Raw genomic sequence first — 18,199 nt, 5'->3', positions numbered from 1 at the left:
GGTCAGTTGCCGCCCACGGGGTCCAAAACGCCGCCGGTCGAGCCGCCGGTCGGCTCACCGGCACCGCCGGTCGGCTCACCGCCACCGGTCGGCTCACCGCCGTCCGTCGGTTCGCCACCGTCCGAGGGCTCGCCACCGTCCGTCGGCGTGGACGGCTCCGTCTGCCCGTCGGTCGGGTCGCCCGTCGGCTCCTCCGACGCGGTCTGTGACGGCGTGTAGGACGGAGTGTAGGACTGCTCCCAGTCGCCGCCGGTGCCGCCACCGCCGTCCTGGTTCTCGTCCCCGTCCGGGTCGGAGCTCTCCTCGGTCGCCTCGTCGCTCGGCGACGAACTGGTCTGATCGTCCTCGGTGCTCTGCGAGGTGGTGGGTGTCGGGGTGGTCTTCGAGCCACCGCCCCCGCCGCCACCACCGTTGTTGAGGGCCAGCGCGACGCCCGCGACGACCGCGATCACCGCGAGGACGGCCAGGACCCACATCTTGCCCCGGCCGCTGCCCCGGTTGCCGTGGCCCTCGAAGCCGCCGTCGTCGCCACCGCCGTAGCCGCCCGGCAGGATCTGCTGGGGGATCTGCGTGGTGCCGGAGCCGTGGTCGGGGTGCGGCAGCACCGTCGTGCCCGCCAACCCGGCCGCCGGGGTGTGCCGGCCGTCGTGCATGCCGACCGGGCCGGTGTTCCAGGTGCCGGTGTGGCCGCCCTGCTCGTACAGCATCTGGAGCCCGTACTGGACCAGGCCGCGCATCTCCTCGGCGGTCTGGAAGCGGTCGTCGGGCTCCTTGGCCAGCGAGCGCATGACGAGGCCGTCCAGCTCCGGCGGGACCGCGTCGGAGACCTCGGACGGGGGCGTCGGGATGTCCTGGACGTGCTGGTAGACCACCGACAGCGGGGTCTCGCCGGTGAACGGAGGACGCAGCGCGAGGAGTTCGTACAGCAGGCAGCCCGTCGCGTACAGGTCGGAGCGGTGGTCGACAGCCTTGCCGAGGGCCTGCTCCGGGGAGAGGTACTGCGGGGTGCCCATGACCATGCCGGTCTGCGTCATCGTCGTGGACGCGCCGTGCAGGGCGCGGGCGATGCCGAAGTCCATCACCTTCACCGCGCCGTTGTGCGTGATGATGACGTTGGCCGGCTTGATGTCGCGGTGCACGATGCCGTGCTGGTGCGAGTAGGCGAGTGCCTCCAGGACGCCCGAGACGATGATCAGCGCCTGCTCGGGGCCGGGCGCCTCCGCGTTGAGGAGGAGGTCGCGGATGGTGCGCCCCTCGACGATCTCCATCACGATGTACGGCACGGACTGGCCGCCGACGAAGTCCTCGCCGGAGTCGTACACGGCGACGATGGCATGGTGGTTGAGCCCGGCCACCGACTGCGCCTCGCGCGTGAAGCGCGCCTTGGAGACCGGGTCCTCGGCGAGGTCGGGGCGCAGCAGCTTGACCGCCACGGTGCGGCCGAGGCGGACGTCCTCGGCGGCGAACACCTCGGCCATGCCGCCCCGCCCGAGCCTGCGGGTCAGCCGGTACCGGCCGTCGCCGACCAGCCCGCCGTTGCCCCAGGTCTCCGGTGCGTCAGCCATACCGCCGCCAGTAGCCTCGGGTTCGGACGGGCCCTGGGCGCGCTGCTGCTGTGCCATCAGTCCTCGCCGTCGTTTCTGCCCGCGGTGCGCGCGGTGTTGTTACGGTCTCCGTCGGCCACGCTACAGCCTTCGCAGGGGCCTCCGGTCCGAGATGGGCGCCGGGACCGGCATCGAGACGGACCGGCCATGAAACCCTGGTTCCGTACTGTCGTGCAAATTCTGTGTACCGGCCGTACTCCCGCTGTAACGCTTGCGCGACGCTTCTTTCGCGTACGGTCACGGAACGGGCACCGCGCTTGACGTGTCGGTGCCCTGGGGCAGACTTGGCCGGGAATAGCACTTTCGATCACCACGCGCTCGCGCCGCTGCCGCTGCCGCCGGCGCCTACGGGGGAAGCAGAGACATGAGCCAGGACGCCGGACAGGGCCGGTACGCGGGGCGGGCACTCGCCGGTGGCCGCTACCAGCTGCGCGACTTGCTCGGCGAGGGCGGCATGGCCTCGGTACACCTGGCGTACGACTCGGTGCTGGACCGCCAGGTCGCGATCAAGACGCTGCACACCGAGCTGGGCCGGGAACAGGCCTTCCGTGAGCGTTTCCGCCGCGAGGCCCAGGCCGTGGCCAAGCTCACGCACACCAACATCGTGTCGGTCTTCGACACCGGCGAGGACGATCTGGACGGCGCGACGATGCCGTACATCGTCATGGAGTACGTCGAGGGCCGGCCGCTCGGCTCGGTGCTCGACGAGGACGTCCGCCAGTTCGGCGCGATGCCCGCCGACAAGGCGCTGAAGATCACCGCGGACGTGCTGGCGGCCCTGGAGATCAGCCACGAGATGGGCCTGGTCCACCGGGACATCAAGCCGGGCAACGTGATGATGACCAAGCGCGGCGTGGTCAAGGTGATGGACTTCGGCATCGCCCGCGCCATGCAGTCCGGCGTCACCTCGATGACGCAGACCGGCATGGTCGTCGGCACCCCGCAGTACCTCTCGCCGGAACAGGCCCTCGGCCGCGGTGTGGACGCCCGCTCCGACCTGTACTCGGTCGGCATCATGCTGTTCCAACTGGTCACCGGACGGCTGCCGTTCGACGCGGACTCGCCGCTGGCCATCGCCTACGCGCATGTGCAGGAGGAGCCGGTGGCTCCTTCGACGGTCAACCGCGCCCTGCCGCCGGCCGTGGACGCGCTGGTGGCCCGCGCGCTGAAGAAGAACCCCAACGAGCGCTTCCCGAGCGCCGAGGCCATGCGCGACGAGTGTCTGCGGGTGGCGGCCTCCTTCCAGGCCGCCCCGCCGAGCATCGTCCCGGGCGCGCACACGCCGAGCGGCTCGGGGGTGGGCTCCGCGGTGTTCCCGCCGGTCGACCAGACCGGCCAGGCGCCCGCGGGCCACGTCCAGACCCCGTACCAGCCGACGCCCGCGCCGCACCCGTACGGCACCCCGGCGCCGGCGGCGCCCTCCCCGGCGTACGGCTATCCGCAGCAGGGCGGCTACCCGACGCCGGCCGCGTCGGCGTACACGCCGCAGCAGGGCGCGCAGACGCCGCCGCCGTACACCATCTCGCCCCAGCCCCAGAGTTCCGGCTCCTCGGGCGGCGGCAAGAGCAACAGGACGGTGATCCTGGGCTCGGCGATCGTCGCCGTGCTGGCGGTGGGCGGTCTGATCGCGGCGCTGCTGATGAACGGCGGTGGCGACGACGATCCGGAGGCCAAGGGCGGCGGCAGCGCCAGCGCCTCCGCGTCGGCGACCAAGGCGGAGGGCTACCGCGGTCCGGACACGACGAAGAAGATCGAGAAGGACGAGTGCACGGAGCCCGAGGAGTCGTACAACGACCCCGACAAGATCCGGGTGCCCGACTTCACCTTCAAGTACATCGGCTCGGTCAAGGAGTGCTTCCAGGCCGCCGGCTGGACGATGAAGATCGTGGAGGTCGACGAGAACACCTACGGCGAGGGCTCGGTCAGGGACCAGTTCCCCGAGGCCGGTACGGACGTCGACCAGGACAAGGTGCCGGAGATCCAGCTCAAGGTGTCGACGGGCAACCCCCCGTCGTCCTGACCCCGCACGCACGGCGAAGGGCCCGGCAGCAGGTGCTGCCGGGCCCTTCGGCCGTTCGTACGTCCTGACGGCCGGCCTACAGGTAGGGGCCGCCCGAGCGGGCGCCCGGGTGGGGCTCCTCGCCGTCGTGGCCCGCGCCCGGCGGGAGGGCGCGGCGCATCTGCTCCAGCTGCGCCCGCGCGGCCATCTGCTGCGCGAACAGGGTGGTCTGGATCCCGTGGAACAGGCCCTCCAGCCAGCCGACCAGCTGGGCCTGCGCGATCCGCAGTTCCGCGTCGGTGGGCGTCCCGTCGTCCGTGAAGGGGAGGGAGAGGCGCTCCAGCTCCTCGACCAGCTCGGGGGCGAGGCCGTCCTCGAGCTCCTTCACGGAGCTGGCGTGGATCTCCTTGAGCCGGACGCGGCTGGCCTCGTCCAGGGGGGCGACACGCACCTCCTCCAGCAGCTGCTTGATCATGCTGCCGATCCTCATGACCTTCGCAGGCTGCTCCACCTGCTCCGTCACCGGGATCTCGCGGGACTCCCCGTCCCCGTCACCGCCCCCGCCAAGCGCCATTCCGTCCTGGCCGACGACCAGGATCTGGGGATTCTCCGGCGACCTGTCGTTCCTCGGCATCTCCATACCGCCATTCTCTCGCACCCCTGTGCCGCATCCGTGTGGTGCCCCCGGAGAAGCGTGATCCACCGCGAACGGCGGAGTCCGGAATGCCCGGAAGGCGGGTAGGTGTGAATCTTGATGCGTCGATTTTTCGACGACCGTTGGTTTTGGCGACTGCTCACCGGGAGGGGGTCACCCACGTGACTCCATGGCTGCGCACCCTGCGCGCGACGGGACTGGCGGGGGTTCTGGGGGCGGCCGTGCTGATGTCCCCCGGAGCGGCGGGGGCCGTGGCGTCCCCCTCCGCCCCGGTGCCGGCGTCCGCCGCGGGCCGGGCGGCGGGGTCCGGGCCGGACGCGCCCGGCGATCCCGACCGTCCCGGCCTCGCGGAGCACCTGGAGCGTCCGGCGGGGTCCGGCCGACCCGACGGCCCGCGTCGTCCGGACGGCCACGGCACACGTCCCTCGTCCGCCGCCTCCGCGACCGTCCACGCCCCCCGCGGCGAGAAGGGCCGCTCGCCGTCCGGTCCCGCGTCCGACGCCGGCCACCGGTCGGCCTCGCCCTCCCCCGTCCGCTCGAAACCGGCCCCGTCCGCCTCCTCGCCGGGCACCGAACCCTCCCGGGCGGGCAGCAGGGCGGGCGAGGGCCGGCAGCGGCCGGGGCGGCCGGAGACGCAGAAGACACCGGACAACGGCGTGAAGGGCCGCACCGACCAGCAGGACGTCGGCGGCAGGGGCCTCCCCGACCGCGCCGGCAGTCCGGCCGCCGCCGTCCCGCCCGGGGAGACCACCCTGCCGCCCGCGACGGCCCCGCCACGGTCCGAACCGACGTCCGCCGCGCGGACCGAGGGGGCCGCCGGGCCCGTCCTGAAGGTCCTGCCCCTGGGCAGCGGGCTGGTCCTCGTCGGCCTCGGGCTGGCCCTGGCCTTCGTCGGCCTCCGGCTGCGCCGCGGCGGTGTGTAGGACGGCCGGCGTACGGCCCCACGGCCGGTTCGGCTGGTCCGGCTAAGGCGCCGCGACCAGCAGCACCTTGCCGATGTGGCCGCTCTCCTCCACGACCCGGTGCGCCGTGGCCGCGTCGCTCATCGGGAGCTCACGGTCGACGACCGGGCGGACATGGCCGCCGGCGATCAGCGGCCAGACGTGTTCGCGCACGGCCGCCACGATGGCCGCCTTCTCCGCCGGCGGCCGGGCCCGCAGCGAGGTCGCGCTGACGGCGCCGCGCTTGGCGAGGAGCGCGCCGATGTTCAGCTCGCCCTTCCGGCCGCCCTGCATGCCGATGATCGACAGCCGCCCGTTGACGGCGAGGGCCTGCACGTTGCGGTCCAGGTACTTGGCGCCCATGTTGTCCAGGATGACGTCGGCACCGGCCCCGCCGGTGGCCTCCTTCACCTCGGCGACGAAGTCCTGCTGGCGGTAATTGACCAGGATGTCGGCGCCCAGCTCGGCGCAGCGCTCCAGCTTCTCCTCGGTGCCCGCGGTCACGGCGACCTTCGCACCGACGGCCTTGCCGAGCTGGATCGCCATGGTGCCGATGCCGCTGGAGCCGCCGTGCACGAGCAGCGTCTCGCCGGGGCGCAGGTGGGACACCATGAAGACGTTCGACCAGACCGTGCAGACCACCTCGGGCAGGGCCGCCGCCTCCTTGAGGCCGACGCCCTCGGGGACGGGCAGCAGCTGACCGGCCGGGACGGCGACCTTCTCGGCGTAGCCGCCGCCGGAGAGCAGGGCGCACACCTCGTCGCCGACGGACCAGCCCGACACCCCGGGGCCGAGCGCGGCGATGCGCCCGGAGCACTCCAGGCCGGGGTAGGGGGAGGCGCCGGGCGGCGGGTCGTAGAAGCCCTGGCGCTGCATGATGTCGGCCCGGTTGACGGCGCCGGCCGTCACCTCGACCAGGACCTCGCCCTCGCCGGGCACCGGGTCGGGGACCTCGGTCCAGACCAGCGCCTCGGGGCCTCCGGGTTCGGAAATAGTGATCGCACGCATGGGGCCGACGCTACTCCCCGGCCCCCGGACCGGCCTGCGGACCACGTCGGTGGTCGCACCCGCGTCCGCCTTTGGTCCCGACCGACGGAAAAGCCCGTGCGGGACCGATGAGTTTGCGCGACGGTAAAGGTCTTCCCATGCGTAGCCCAAGAGCGCGGAAGGACCACCACGTATGAGCACACACACGTCGGGCCTGGCGATCGAGACCGCGGGCCTCGTGAAGACGTTCGGCGAGACCCGGGCCGTGGACGGGGTGGACCTCGCGGTGCCCGCCGGCACGGTGTACGGCGTCCTCGGGCCCAACGGCGCCGGCAAGACCACCACGGTGAAGATGCTCGCCACCCTGCTGCGGCCAGACGGCGGCCGGGCCCACGTCTTCGGCCACGACGTGGTGCGCGAGGCCGACGAGGTGCGCGGCCGGGTCAGCCTCACCGGCCAGTACGCGTCCGTGGACGAGGACCTCACCGGCACGGAGAACCTGATCCTGCTGGGCCGGCTCCTCGGACACGGCAAGAAGGCCGCGCGGGAGCGGGGTGAGCGGCTGCTGGAGGCCTTCGGGCTGACGGACGCCGCCGGGAGGCAGGTCAAGCACTACTCGGGCGGCATGCGGCGCCGGATCGACATCGCCGCGTCCATCCTCAACACCCCCGACCTGCTCTTCCTCGACGAGCCGACGACCGGGCTCGACCCGCGCAGCCGCAACCAGGTGTGGGACATCGTCCGCGCGGTCGTCGCCCAGGGCACCACCGTGCTGCTGACCACGCAGTACCTGGACGAGGCCGACCAGCTGGCGGCGCGGATCGCCGTCATCGACAAGGGCCGGGTGATCGCCGAGGGGACCAAGGGCGAGCTGAAGGCGTCCGTCGGCGCCGGGTCCGTCCATGTGCGGCTGCGGGACGCCGCCCGGCGGCCCGAGGCGGAACGGGTGCTGCGGGACCTGCTCCGCGCCGAGGTGCAGCTGGAAACCGATCCGGTGGCCCTCACCGCCCGCCTCGGCGCGGCGACCGGCGACACGGCGGCCGACCAGGCCGCGAAGGCGCTGGGCGAGCTGGCCCGCAGCGGCATCACGGTGGACAACTTCTCCCTCGGGCAGCCCAGCCTCGACGAGGTCTTCCTGGCGCTGACCGGCCATGACACCGGACACGGTGGCGACACGAAGGACGAGGTGGCGGCGTGAGCACGGTCACGAGCACCGAGAGCAAGGAACTCGCCCCGGTCAGCACCGAGTCGCTGGCGACCCTGCTGGTCGGCAAGGAACGCCCACCGCGGCCCAGCTCCCTGTCGACGTCCCTGACCTTCGGCTGGCGCGCGATCCTCAAGATCAAGCACGTGCCGGAGCAGCTCTTCGACGTCACCGCCTTCCCGATCATGAACCTGCTGATGTTCACGTACCTCTTCGGCGGTGCGCTCGCGGGTTCGCCGAGCGACTACATCCAGTTCGTGCTGCCGGGCATCCTGGTGATGTCGGTCGTGATGATCACGATGTACACCGGGGTCTCGGTGAACATCGACATCGAGAAGGGCGTCTTCGACCGCTTCCGCTCGCTGCCGATCTGGCGGCCGTCGGCGATGGTCGGCTATCTGCTCGGCGACGCGCTGCGCTACACCATCGCGTCGGTCGTCATGCTCGCCGTGGGCCTGCTCCTCGGCTACCGGCCGGACGGCGGCTTCGTCGGCGTGGTCGCCGGGGTGGCGCTGCTGCTCGTGTTCTCGTTCGCCTTCTCGTGGATCTGGACGATGTTCGGGCTGATGCTGCGCACCGAGAAGTCCGTGATGAGCGTCAGCATGATGGTGATCTTCCCGCTCACCTTCCTGTCCAACGTCTTCGTCGACCCGAGGACCATGCCGGGCTGGCTCCAGGCGTTCGTCAACAACAGCCCGATCACGCACCTCGCCTCCGCGGTTCGGGAGCTGATGGCGGGTGAGTGGCCGGGCGGCGAGATCGCCTGGACGCTCGGCTGGGCGGCGCTGTTCCTGCTGGTCTTCGGGCCGGTGACCATGCGGCTCTACAACCGCAAGTAGGCCGTCGTCAGTCGCGGGGCAGCGGACGGGCGTCGGGGGCCACCTGGGTGGCCGGCGACGCCCGGACGATGGTGATCAGACGGTCCGTCAATTCCAGAGTGCCGACGGCCGGGTCGTCGTAGCCGAGCACCCGGTGGCCGCGCAGGACGCTCACCACCAGGTCCTCCGTCTCGCGCGGGCTCTTGCCCACCTCCGCCTTTATGACGGGCCGTTCGACGAGGTCCAGCCCGCTGCCCTGGCTGATCAGGTCCTCCATCACCATGCCGGCGGCGGGGCTGAGCACGGAGAGTCCGAGCAGGCGGCCCGCGGCGCTCGCGCTGGTGATCACCGCGTCCGCACCGGACTGCTTGAGCAGCGGGGCGTTCTCCTCCTCCCGCACCGCGACCACGATCTTCGCGGCGCGGTTGAGCTGGCGGGCCGTCAGCGTCACCAGGACCGCGGTGTCGTCGCGCTGGGTGGCGATGATGATCTGCTTCGCCCGGAACACCTCGGCACGGTTCAGCACATCGCTGCGCGTCGCGTCGCCGACCACGCCCGCGAATCCGTGGGCCGTCGCGGCGTCGATCGCCTTGCCGCTGGGATCGACCACGACGACCTGCTCCTTGCGCAGGCCCGTCGCGCACACGGTCGCGATCGCCGACCGCCCCTTCGTCCCGAAGCCGACGACGACGGTGTGATCGCGCAAGGTGGACCTCCAGCGGTTCAGGCGCCACTCCTCCCGAGTGCGCTCGGTGAGGGCTTCCAGCGTGGTGCCGACCAGGATGATCAGGAACAGCACGCGCAGGGGCGTGATGACGAAGATGTTGGTCAGCCGGGCGGCATCGCTGACCGGGGTGATGTCTCCGTACCCGGTGGTGGAGAGGGTGACGGTGGCGTAGTAGAAGGCGTCGAGGAGGTCGACGGTGCCGTCCGAGTTGTCGGTGTACCCGTCGTGATCGGCATAGACGATCACCGCGGTCGCCAGCAGGACCACCAGGGCCAGGGACAGCCGCTTGCCGACCTGTCTGATCGGGTGCTCGACCAGCTTCCTCGGGAGTTTCACCCGATGGGTCACGAGGTGCTCGTCCGCCTGGCGGGCGATCGCGTCCTGGCCCGGAAGTTTCACGTGAAACACACTCCGATTCCGCCGGTGGTCCACGGCAGGTCGAGCAACTCGGTCTCCTCTCCCGGCCGCACCCCGCCCGGCGGCACGACGGCCAGGGCGTCGGCCGCGGCGATGCCGCGCAGCATGGCCGGACCGTTGTAGTGCAGCGGCACGGCACCCTCACCGCGCAGGACGACGGGGACCAGCCGGGTGTCGTACGGGTGTCCGTGCACCCCGTCCCGCAGCGGCAGCGTGTACGGCTCCGGCGCCGGGCGGGCCGCGCGGGTGCGCAGCAGCGGCTCGGCGAGCGTGAGCAGTCCGGAGACGGCGGCGAGGGGGTTGCCGGGCAGGCCGACGAGGTGACGGCCCTCCGCGATGCGGGCCAGCAGCATGGGGTGCCCGGGGCGCACCTTCACCCCGTCCACGAGCAGCTCGGCGCCGATACGCCGCAGGGTCGGGTGGACGTGGTCGACGGGGCCCGCGGCGGTGCCGCCGGTCGTCACGATCAGGTCGGCCTCGGACGTCGTGACGGCCCGGTGCAGGGCGTCGGCGTCGTCGCCGATCCGCCGTACCGTGCCGACCTCGGCGCCCAGGGCCCGCAACCAGGGCGGCAGCATGGGGCCGAGCGCGTCCCGGATGAGGCCGTCGTGCGGCAGGCCCTCGGTGAGCAGTTCGTCGCCGAGCACCAGGACGTCGACACGGGGGCGGGGAACGACGGTCAGCGTGTCGTATCCGGCGGCCGCCGCGAGGCCCAGGACGGCCGGGGTCACGAGGGTGCCGACGGCCAGCAGCTGGTCGCCGCTGCGGCACTCCTGACCGCGCGGGCGGATGTCCTGGCCGTGGACGATCTCGCGGGTGGGGTGCAGACGGTCCCGTTCGTCGGTGCGGCCGTGCTCGCTGCGCAGGACCGCGGTGGTGTCCAGGGGGACACGGGCGCCGGTGGCGATGCGGACGGCCTCGCCGTCGGTGAGCGGCGCGGGCTCGGCGTGCCCGGCCAGGACGCCCTCCTCCCGCACGGTCCAGGGGCCCGGGCCGGCGACCGCCCAGCCGTCCATCGCGGAGGTGTCGAAGGAGGGCAGGTCGGTGAGGGCGGCGAGGGGGGCGGCCAGGGTGAGCCCGAGTGCGGCGTCGAGCGGCACGGAGACCGGGGCGCGGCGGCTCGCGCGGGCGCCGGACCGTCCGGCGCGCTCGGCGGCCGACCGGGCCTCGGGCCACGGGGTCGCACGGTGCCGGGGCTCCGCCGGCCGGTGCGGGGCGGCGCGGTGACCGGGGTGCGCGTCACCGCGGTCACCGCCGGCGTGCGCCTCGGGTCCGTGGTGCGGGGCGGACGCCGGGCCCGGGCTCTCCCGTACGAGGGCGAGCGCCTCCTCGACGTCCAGGTCTTCGGCCTCCTCGCCGGCCCGGGTGCCGGGGGAGTTCATCGGGCGCCCGGGCGGGTGTCGGGGGTGGCGTCGGGGGCCGCGTCCGGCTTGCCCTTCGCGGAGTCGGCGCCCGCGGCCTCCTCGGCCCAGCGCTGGGCGAGGGCGGCGGCCTTGCGGGCGGCCTCGGCGACGGCCTCGGGACCTCCCCCGGCCCGCGCGGCGGCGTAGCCGACGAGGAAGGTGGTCAGGGGAGCCGCGGGCCGGGCCACCCCGTGGGCGGCGTCCCGGGCGAGGTCGAGCAGGGCGCGGGTGTCGACGTCCAGGTCGATGCCCAGCTCGTCCTTGACTGCGGAGATCCATTCATCCAACACGTGCCCATGCTCCCTGATCCGTGCCCTGGCGGTGGCGATGTCGTCCCAGGTGTCGCAGTCGAAGGAGGCGACGGCGTCGGGGACGCGGGTGAGACGCAGACCGGCGGTCAGCCGGCGCAGCGGCAGCCCGGTGAGTTCCCCGCGGTCGCCGGCGACCGCGGTCAGGCCGCGGCGCAGCGCCGACGCGCGGTACGCGGCGACGAGGGGCTGGTCGCGGCCGTCGGCGTCCGTGAGCAGCACGCCGTCGGCGTCGCTCGCGGCGAGGGCCGCCGTCAGTCTTTCCACGGCCGGCCCCGCGAGGAACGGCAGGTCGGCCGAGACCACCACGACGTGCTCGGCCGTGGTGCGGCGCAGCCCGGCGGCGAGCGCGGCGAGGGGCCCGCCGCCGGGCGGCTCCTCGCGGGCCCAGGTCACCGGCCGTGCGGTGGGCCGGGGTTCGGCGACGACGACGGTGGTGCGGGCCCCGGCGCAGGCAGCGAGCACCCGGTCGAGCAGGGCCCGTCCGCCCACGCGCAGACCGGGCTTGTCCGCGCCGCCGAGCCTGCGGGCGGCCCCGCCGGCGAGCACGACGGCGTCGTACACGGCAGGGGCCGTCCCCGGCGCGGGGCCGGTGGCTGCGCCGGGCTCACCCGGGGGTTCGTACGCGGTCACCCCCCGAGTATGCGTGCCCGGGCGATCACAGGGAACGCGGGGGAGCCCGCGCAATGGAGTCCGCGCGCGGGCACCGCCGTCACAGTGTGCGCAGGAGCACCGCCGGCTGTTCCACACAGTCCGCCACGTACCGCAGGAAACCGCCCGCCGTGCCGCCGTCGCACACCCGGTGGTCGAAGGTGAGCGACAGCTGGACGACCTGACGCACCGCCAGCTCACCCTCGTGCACCCACGGCTTGGGGACGATGCGGCCGACGCCGAGCATGGCGGCCTCGGGGTGGTTGATGATCGGCGTGGAGCCGTCGACGCCGAACACGCCGTAGTTGTTCAGCGTGAAGGTGCCGCCGGTCAGCTCGCCGGGGGTCAGCCGGCCGGCCCGGCCCGCCTCGGTCAGCCGGGCGAACTCGGCGGTGAGGTCCTCGGCGGTGCGCGCGTGCGCGTCCCGGACGACGGGCACGACCAGGCCCCGGTCCGTCTGGGCGGCGAAGCCGAGGTGGACATGGCCGAACCGGACGATCTCCCGGGCCTCCGTGTCGACGGTGGAGTTCAGCTCGGGGAAGCGGGCGAGCGCGGCCGTGCAGATCCGGGCCAGCAGGGCGACGAGGGAGATCTTCGGGCCGCCCGCCGCGTTCATCGCCGCGCGGGTCCGCAGCAGCTCCGTCGCGTCCGCGTCCACCCAGCAGGTGGCGTCCGGTATCTCGCGCCGGCTGCGGGAGAGCTTGTCGGCGACGGCGCCCCGGACGCCCTTGAGGGGGGTGCGGACCTCGGCCGGCGACGCCCCTGCCACCGGTGCGGACGCCGGGTGCGGGGCCGTGCCGGTCTCCGGGGCCGCCGGCCGGCCGCCCTGTGCCTCGGCGGCCCGCAGCGCGTACTCCACGTCCGCGCGCAGGATCAGCCCGTCGGGGCCGGAGCCGGTCAGCTCGCGCAGGTCCAGGTCGTGCTGCCGGGCGAGCCTGCGCACGAGCGGGGAGATCACGGGGACCGGCCCGTCCACCGGCTCGGCGGCACGGACCCGGCCGTTCGCCACCGCGGGCGCGGAGGACGCGGAGGGTGCGGGGGACGCCGTGACCGTCCGTCCGTCCGCGCGTACCCGGCGGCGCCGCGCGGGCGCCTCGGAGGTGCCGTACCCGACCAGGACGTTCCCCGAGCCCTCGGCGCGCTCGCCCCGGGGCCGGGCCGGCGGCTCCCCGGCGCTCTCACCGCCGGTGCCCGCAGGCCGGCCGCTCCCGCCGGAGGCCTCCTCACCGACCGCCACCGTCAGCAGCGGCGCACCGACGGGCAGCTCCGTGCCCTCCTCGCCGAAACGGGCGGTGACCACACCGCCGTACGGGCAGGGCACCTCGACCATCGCCTTGGCCGTCTCGACCTCGACGACCGGCTGGTCGACGGCGACCACGTCACCGACCTCGACCAGCCAGCGCACGATCTCCGCCTCGGTGAGCCCTTCACCGAGGTCGGGGAGCTTGAACTCCAGCACCTGTGCCATCAGCTTTCGGCCTCCCACTGCAGGCGCCCCACGGCGTCCAGGATCCGGTCCACACCGGGCAGGTGGTGGCGCTCCAGCATCGGCGGCGGATACGGGACGTCGAACCCGGCCACACGCAGCACCGGCGCCTCCAGATGGTGGAAGCAGCGCTCCGTGACCCGGGCCGCGATCTCCCCGCCCGGGCCCCCGAAGGAGCCCGACTCGTGGACGACGACCGCGCGTCCCGTCCGCCGCACCGAGGCGCACACCGTCTCGTCGTCGAACGGCACCAGGGAGCGCAGATCGACGACCTCGAGGTCCCAGCCCTCGGCCCGGGCCGCCTCGGCCGCCTCCATGCAGACGGCCAGCGACGGCCCGTACGTGATGAGCGTGGCGCTCCGGCCCGAGCGCCGCACCACCGCGCGGCCTATGGGCTCAACGGGTGCCGGCTCCTCGGGGTTCCAGGTGTCCTTCGACCAGTAGAGCCGCTTGGGCTCCAGGAAGACCACCGGGTCGTCGGAGGCGATGGACGCGCGCAGCAGCCCGTAGGCGTCGGCGACGGTCGCGGGCGTGACGACATGGAGCCCCGGAGTCGCCATGTAGTACGCCTCGGACGAGTCGCTGTGGTGCTCGACGCCGCCGATGCCGCCGCCGTAGGGCACGCGGATGGTCAGGGGGAGGGGCATCTTGCCGCGGGTGCGGTTGCGCATCTTGGCGACATGGCTGACGACCTGCTCGAACGCCGGGTAGGCGAAGGCGTCGAACTGCATCTCCACGACCGGGCGCAGCCCGTACATCGCCATGCCGACCGCGGTGCCGAGGATGCCGGCCTCGGCGAGTGGGGTGTCCGTGCAGCGGTCCTCGCCGAACTCGGCGGCGAGCCCGTCGGTGACCCGGAAGACACCGCCGAGGGCGCCCACGTCCTCGCCCATGACGTGCACGGCCGGGTCGGCGGCCATCGCGTCGCGCAGCGCCCGCGTGAGGGCCTGCGCCATGGTGGCCGGCTTGACGGCGACGGTGGTCATCGGTGTCCCCCCTCGGGCGCCTCGGCCTCGGCCGCCAGCTCCGCGCGCAGCAGGTCACGCTGCTCGCACAGCTGCGGGGTGGGCTCGGCGTAGACGTGCGCGAAGAGATCCATCGGGTCGAGCTCCGCGTCCTGGTTCATGCGGGCGCGCAGGTCGGCTGCCATCTCCTCGGCGGCCTCGCGGGCGGCCGACACGCCCTGCTCGTCGAGCAGGCCGCGCTCGGTCAGCTCCCGCTCCAGCAGCTCGAGGGGGTCGTGCCGGCGCCAGGTCTCGACCTCGGCGTCGCCGCGGTAGCGCGTGGCGTCGTCGGCGTTGGTGTGCGCGTCGATGCGGTACGTCACCGCCTCCACCAGCGTGGGCCCGCCACCCGCGCGGGCGCGGCGCACGGCGTCGGAGAGGACCTCGTGGACGGCCGCCGCGTCGTTGCCGTCGACCAGGCGGCCGGGCATCCCGTAGCCGACGGCCTTGTGGGCCAGTGACGGGGCGGCGGTCTGCTTGGCGAGCGGCACGGAGATCGCGAAGCCGTTGTTCTGCACGAGGAAGACGACCGGGGCCTGCCAGACGGCCGCGAAGTTCAGCGCCTCGTGGAAGTCGCCCTCGCTGGTGCCGCCGTCGCCGACCATGGCGAGGGCGACCACGTCGTCCCCCTTGAGCCGGGCGGCGTGCGCGAGGCCCACGGCGTGCGGCAGCTGGGTGGCGAGCGGCGTGGACAGGGGGGCGACCCGGTGCTCGTAGGGGTCGTAGCCGGTGTGCCAGTCACCGCGCAGCAGGGTGAGGGCCTCGACGGGGTCGACTCCGCGGGCGACGACGGCGAGCGTGTCGCGGTAGCTGGGGAAGAGCCAGTCGCGCTCCTCGAGCGCCAGCGCGGCGGCGACCTCGCAGGCCTCCTGGCCGGTGCTGGACGGGTAGACCGCGAGCCTGCCCTGCTTGGTCAGGGCGGTGGCCTGCGTGTTGTACCGCCGGCCGCTCACCAGCCGGGCGTACAGCGTGCGCAGCAGCTCGGGGTCCAGCTGCTCGGCGGCCTTCGTGCCGAGGACGCGGTACGGCTCCGCGTCGGGCAGCAGCGGCGCGGGGTCGGTACGGGGCTGCCAGGCGGGCGGCGGTGTGGGCCGGTACGCGCCCCGCTGCTCCATGACCGTCATGACGGCACCTCCTCGTGGGAGCGGCTTCGGGCCCGGCACGGGTGTGACGGGCCTCACCTACCGATTGTTCGGTCGCCGGCACATTTTGGCTACAGGCGCCCCCAGGCTGTGGACAAACGGTTCTCCACAGCCTGAGATGGACGCAGTACGTCCATGGTAGGAAGGCGGGGGCACATGGCATCTGAACAAATGGCCGAACGCCAGGGAGAGGCCGCCGGCCCGGACGACGCCGCCACCCCGCCGCCCCCGCGCCCGCTGGACGCGATCGATCAGGACATCCTGCGGATGCTCCAGGCGGACGGCCGCGCCTCGATACGGTCGGTCGCCGAGCGGGTGCACGTCTCGCGGGCGAACGCCTACGCGCGCATCAACCGGCTCGTCGAGGACGGCGTCATACGCGGCTTCGGCGCCCGCGTCGACCACGAACGCGCGGGACACGGCACCTCGGCGTACATCACGCTGAAGATCGTGCAGAACTCCTGGCGCACGGTCCGCACCCAGCTCAGGCAGCTCCCCGGCGCCTCCCACATCGCCCTTCTGGGCGGCGACTTCGACGTCCTGCTGCTCGTGCACACGCCCGACAACCGGGCCCTGCGTGAGCTGGTCCTCACCCGCCTCCAGGCCATCCCGGAGGTGCTCAGCACGCGCACGCTGCTGGTGTTCGAGACGGAGGACCTGGAGCCGCAGGGCTGAGCGCGGGGCCTGTGCCCGGCAGGCTCAGGAGGCCTTGCGCAGCCCCCCGAACACCAGCCGCGCCACCGCGTCCACCACCTCGCGCTCGCCCGCGCCGCCCCGGCCGTCGGGACCGTCGGGGCGGTACCACTCGACGATCGAGTTGATCATGCCGAAGACCAGCCGGGTCGCGAGGCGCACCTCCACGTCCGCGCGCACGTCGCCCTCGGCCGCCGCCGCCCTGAGCAGTTCGGCGACCCGGTGGTCGAACTCGCGCCGCCGCTCCAGCGCCCAGCGCTCGGTGCCGGTGTTGCCGCGCACCCGCAGCAGCAGCGTCACGTACGGCAGTTCGGCCATGAGCACCTCGACCATGCGCCGCACGACGTACTCCAGCCGGCCGGCGGCGGGGCCCACGCGCGCGTGCTCCTCGTCGAGGATGCCGAACAGCTCGTCCAGGGCCCGGCTCACGGCCCGGCGCAGGAGTTCCTCCTTGCCCGTGACGTGGTGGTAGATCGAGGACTTGGAGATCCCGGCCGCCTTGGACAGGTGCTCCATGGAGGTGCCGTCGTAGCCGCGCTCGATGAAGACCTGCACGGCGACGGACAGCAGCGTCTCCGGCGTGTACGTGTCGCGCCTGGCGGTGGTCATGAGGAGCTGCCCTCCTGCTTGCCGGAGGCGTACGCGTGGCGGTAGAGCGCCAGGGAGGGCGCGTACCGGCCCGTGGGCGCGCACTCGTGCAGGTTGTCGAGGACCGCGCAGGCCCAGTCGCCGCCGAGGCGACGGCTCCACTCCAGCGGACCCAGCGGGTAGTTGACGCCGAGCCGCATCGCGGTGTCGATGTCCTCCTCGGTGGCCACGCCCTTGGCGACCGCCTCGACCGCCAGGTCGATGATCCGCGCCACCGTGCGGGCGACGATCATGCCGGGGACGTCGCCGATGACGCTGACCTTCTTGCCGAGCGCCTGGAACAGGCCGGTGGCCTCGGCGAGGGTCCGCGGGGAGGTGGACTGCGCGGCGGACAGGGCGATGCGGGACGCCTTGCGGTAGTCCAGCGCGAGGTCGAAGTAGACGACGTCCCGGAACTCCACCGAGGTCTGGCCGTCGGCGAGCACCAGCTGGCCGCCGCTGGGCAGGACTAGGCGCGTGCCGTGGTCCTCGTCCTCCTGGCGGACCTCGATGCCCGCCTCGCGGATCATCGCGACCAGCTCGGCGGCCGGCGCCAGATCGCCCTCGACCACGACGTACGCGGGCCGGTCGGCCGGCTCGGCGGTGTGCGGCTCGGGCCGCTCGGCGCCCTCCCGGTAGTCGTACCAGCCCTGCCCGCTCTTGCGGCCGAGGCGGCCGGACTCGACCAGGCGGCGCTGGGCGAGCGACGGTGTGAAGCGCACGTCCTGGAAGAACGCCTGCCACACGGAGTGCGTGACGGACTCGTTGACGTCCTGGCCGATGAGGTCGGTCAGCTCGAAGGCGCCCATCCTGAAGCCGCCCGACTCGCGCAGCACGGCGTCGATGGTGGCCGGGTCCGCGCCCTGGTCCTCGTGGACCGCGAAGGCCTCCGCGTAGAAGGGCCGGGCGATGCGGTTGACGATGAAGCCGGGGGTGTCCGCGCAGGCGACGGGGGTCTTGCCCCAGGCGCGGGCCGTCTCGTACGCGCGCGTGGCCGAGGTGACGTCGGTCGCGAACCCGGAGACGACCTCCACCAGCGGCAGCAGCGGGGCCGGGTTGAAGAAGTGCAGTCCGACGAAGCGGCCGGGGACCCGCAGCGCCCCGCCGATGGCCGTGACGGACAGGGAGGAGGTGTTGGTGGCGAGCAGGCAGTCGTCGGCGACGACGTCCTCCAGCGCGCTGAACAGCTCCTGCTTGACGTCCAGCCGCTCCACGATCGCCTCGACGACCAGCGCGCAGTCGGCGAGCTCGGTGAGGGTCTCGGCGGGTTTCAGCCGGGCGCGGGCCGCGTCGCGGTCGGCGGCGCCGAGGCGTTCCTTCTCGACGAGCCGGTCGAGCCGGGCGCCGATCGCGTCGGCCGCGTCACGGGCCCGCCCGGGTGCGGCGTCGTACAGCCGTACGGGGTGGCCCGCGACCAGCGCCACCTGGGCGATGCCCTGGCCCATGGTGCCGGTGCCGACGACGGCCACGGGGCTGCTGAGGTCGAGTGCTGTCATGTGCGCGATCCTCCCGCACGGGGTTTTCCACAGATGC

At 73.4% G+C, this 18,199-nt stretch carries 16 protein-coding genes; 5 read left to right on the top strand and 11 right to left on the bottom strand.

Annotated features, from left to right (window positions below; genetic code table 11):
• Window positions 1–2: 2 nt before the first annotated feature.
• Window positions 3–1,622 carry a protein kinase gene (locus AB0E77_RS20360; RefSeq protein WP_361572579.1) on the bottom strand — a complete coding sequence of 540 codons (1,620 nt, stop codon included), beginning with the start codon at window positions 1,620–1,622 and terminating at the stop codon, window positions 3–5.
• A gap of 346 nt (window positions 1,623–1,968) precedes the next feature.
• Here AB0E77_RS20360 and AB0E77_RS20355 point away from each other — a divergent pair, with 346 nt between their 5' ends.
• Window positions 1,969–3,624: a protein kinase gene (locus AB0E77_RS20355; RefSeq protein WP_361572577.1), complete on the top strand. Its 1,656-nt coding sequence runs from the start codon at window positions 1,969–1,971 to the stop codon at window positions 3,622–3,624.
• A gap of 76 nt (window positions 3,625–3,700) precedes the next feature.
• Here AB0E77_RS20355 and AB0E77_RS20350 read toward each other — a convergent pair whose 3' ends face one another.
• The gene (locus tag AB0E77_RS20350) at window positions 3,701–4,243 is read right to left on the bottom strand and encodes a bacterial proteasome activator family protein (RefSeq protein ID WP_361572575.1); all 543 of its coding nucleotides are present in this window, start codon (window positions 4,241–4,243) and stop codon (window positions 3,701–3,703) included.
• A gap of 176 nt (window positions 4,244–4,419) precedes the next feature.
• Here AB0E77_RS20350 and AB0E77_RS20345 point away from each other — a divergent pair, with 176 nt between their 5' ends.
• Window positions 4,420–5,181, top strand: coding sequence for a hypothetical protein (locus tag AB0E77_RS20345; RefSeq protein ID WP_361572573.1), 762 nt, complete (start codon window positions 4,420–4,422; stop codon window positions 5,179–5,181).
• Window positions 5,182–5,223: 42 nt separating this feature from the next.
• Here the strand turns inward: AB0E77_RS20345 and AB0E77_RS20340 are convergent, their stop codons facing one another.
• A complete protein-coding gene (locus AB0E77_RS20340) occupies window positions 5,224–6,207 on the bottom strand; it encodes an NAD(P)H-quinone oxidoreductase (RefSeq protein WP_361572571.1) in 984 nt (327 codons plus the stop codon).
• A gap of 172 nt (window positions 6,208–6,379) precedes the next feature.
• On the opposite strand from AB0E77_RS20340, the gene AB0E77_RS20335 reads away from it, so the two are divergent.
• Together AB0E77_RS20335 and AB0E77_RS20330 are read left to right on the top strand one after the other, a co-directional pair.
• Complete coding sequence (locus AB0E77_RS20335) at window positions 6,380–7,384, top strand: ATP-binding cassette domain-containing protein (RefSeq protein ID WP_361572569.1); 1,005 nt, start codon at window positions 6,380–6,382, stop codon at window positions 7,382–7,384.
• Window positions 7,381–8,229, top strand: coding sequence for an ABC transporter permease (locus AB0E77_RS20330; protein WP_361572567.1), 849 nt, complete (start codon window positions 7,381–7,383; stop codon window positions 8,227–8,229). Before AB0E77_RS20335 ends, AB0E77_RS20330 begins: the two co-directional genes overlap by 4 nt.
• A gap of 7 nt (window positions 8,230–8,236) precedes the next feature.
• Here the strand turns inward: AB0E77_RS20330 and AB0E77_RS20325 are convergent, their stop codons facing one another.
• From AB0E77_RS20325 to pdhA, 6 genes are all read right to left on the bottom strand, one after another.
• Window positions 8,237–9,334 (bottom strand): potassium channel family protein, encoded by a 1,098-nt coding sequence (locus AB0E77_RS20325; RefSeq protein WP_361572565.1) that lies wholly within the window; start codon window positions 9,332–9,334, stop codon window positions 8,237–8,239.
• Window positions 9,331–10,734, bottom strand: coding sequence for a molybdopterin-binding protein (locus AB0E77_RS20320; RefSeq protein WP_361572563.1), 1,404 nt, complete (start codon window positions 10,732–10,734; stop codon window positions 9,331–9,333). Before AB0E77_RS20320 ends, AB0E77_RS20325 begins: the two co-directional genes overlap by 4 nt.
• Complete coding sequence (locus tag AB0E77_RS20315) at window positions 10,731–11,696, bottom strand: NTP transferase domain-containing protein (protein WP_361572561.1); 966 nt, start codon at window positions 11,694–11,696, stop codon at window positions 10,731–10,733. The genes AB0E77_RS20320 and AB0E77_RS20315 overlap by 4 nt, the downstream gene beginning before the upstream one ends.
• A 79-nt stretch (window positions 11,697–11,775) precedes the next feature.
• Complete coding sequence (locus tag AB0E77_RS20310; RefSeq protein ID WP_361572559.1) at window positions 11,776–13,182, bottom strand: dihydrolipoamide acetyltransferase family protein; 1,407 nt, start codon at window positions 13,180–13,182, stop codon at window positions 11,776–11,778.
• The gene (locus tag AB0E77_RS20305) at window positions 13,182–14,186 is read right to left on the bottom strand and encodes an alpha-ketoacid dehydrogenase subunit beta (protein WP_361572557.1); all 1,005 of its coding nucleotides are present in this window, start codon (window positions 14,184–14,186) and stop codon (window positions 13,182–13,184) included. The genes AB0E77_RS20310 and AB0E77_RS20305 overlap by 1 nt, the downstream gene beginning before the upstream one ends.
• The gene (gene pdhA / locus AB0E77_RS20300) at window positions 14,183–15,328 is read right to left on the bottom strand and encodes a pyruvate dehydrogenase (acetyl-transferring) E1 component subunit alpha (RefSeq protein ID WP_361572555.1); all 1,146 of its coding nucleotides are present in this window, start codon (window positions 15,326–15,328) and stop codon (window positions 14,183–14,185) included. The genes AB0E77_RS20305 and pdhA overlap by 4 nt, the downstream gene beginning before the upstream one ends.
• A 189-nt stretch (window positions 15,329–15,517) precedes the next feature.
• Here pdhA and AB0E77_RS20295 point away from each other — a divergent pair, with 189 nt between their 5' ends.
• Entirely contained in the window at window positions 15,518–16,021 is a 504-nt protein-coding gene (locus AB0E77_RS20295) for an Lrp/AsnC family transcriptional regulator (protein ID WP_361572718.1), read from the top strand.
• A gap of 24 nt (window positions 16,022–16,045) precedes the next feature.
• Here the strand turns inward: AB0E77_RS20295 and AB0E77_RS20290 are convergent, their stop codons facing one another.
• Window positions 16,046–16,648 carry a TetR/AcrR family transcriptional regulator gene (locus AB0E77_RS20290; RefSeq protein WP_361572553.1) on the bottom strand — a complete coding sequence of 201 codons (603 nt, stop codon included), beginning with the start codon at window positions 16,646–16,648 and terminating at the stop codon, window positions 16,046–16,048.
• Window positions 16,645–18,162 carry a 3-hydroxyacyl-CoA dehydrogenase gene (locus tag AB0E77_RS20285; RefSeq protein WP_361572551.1) on the bottom strand — a complete coding sequence of 506 codons (1,518 nt, stop codon included), beginning with the start codon at window positions 18,160–18,162 and terminating at the stop codon, window positions 16,645–16,647. Before AB0E77_RS20285 ends, AB0E77_RS20290 begins: the two co-directional genes overlap by 4 nt.
• Between the last annotated feature and the right edge of the window lie 37 nt (window positions 18,163–18,199).

It is taken from the genome of Streptomyces sp. NPDC032940 (assembly GCF_040636935.1).
Classification (GTDB): domain Bacteria; phylum Actinomycetota; class Actinomycetes; order Streptomycetales; family Streptomycetaceae; genus Streptomyces.
Note: the sequence above shows the minus strand (reverse complement) of the source record. Positions and strands in the feature narration are given on the sequence as shown.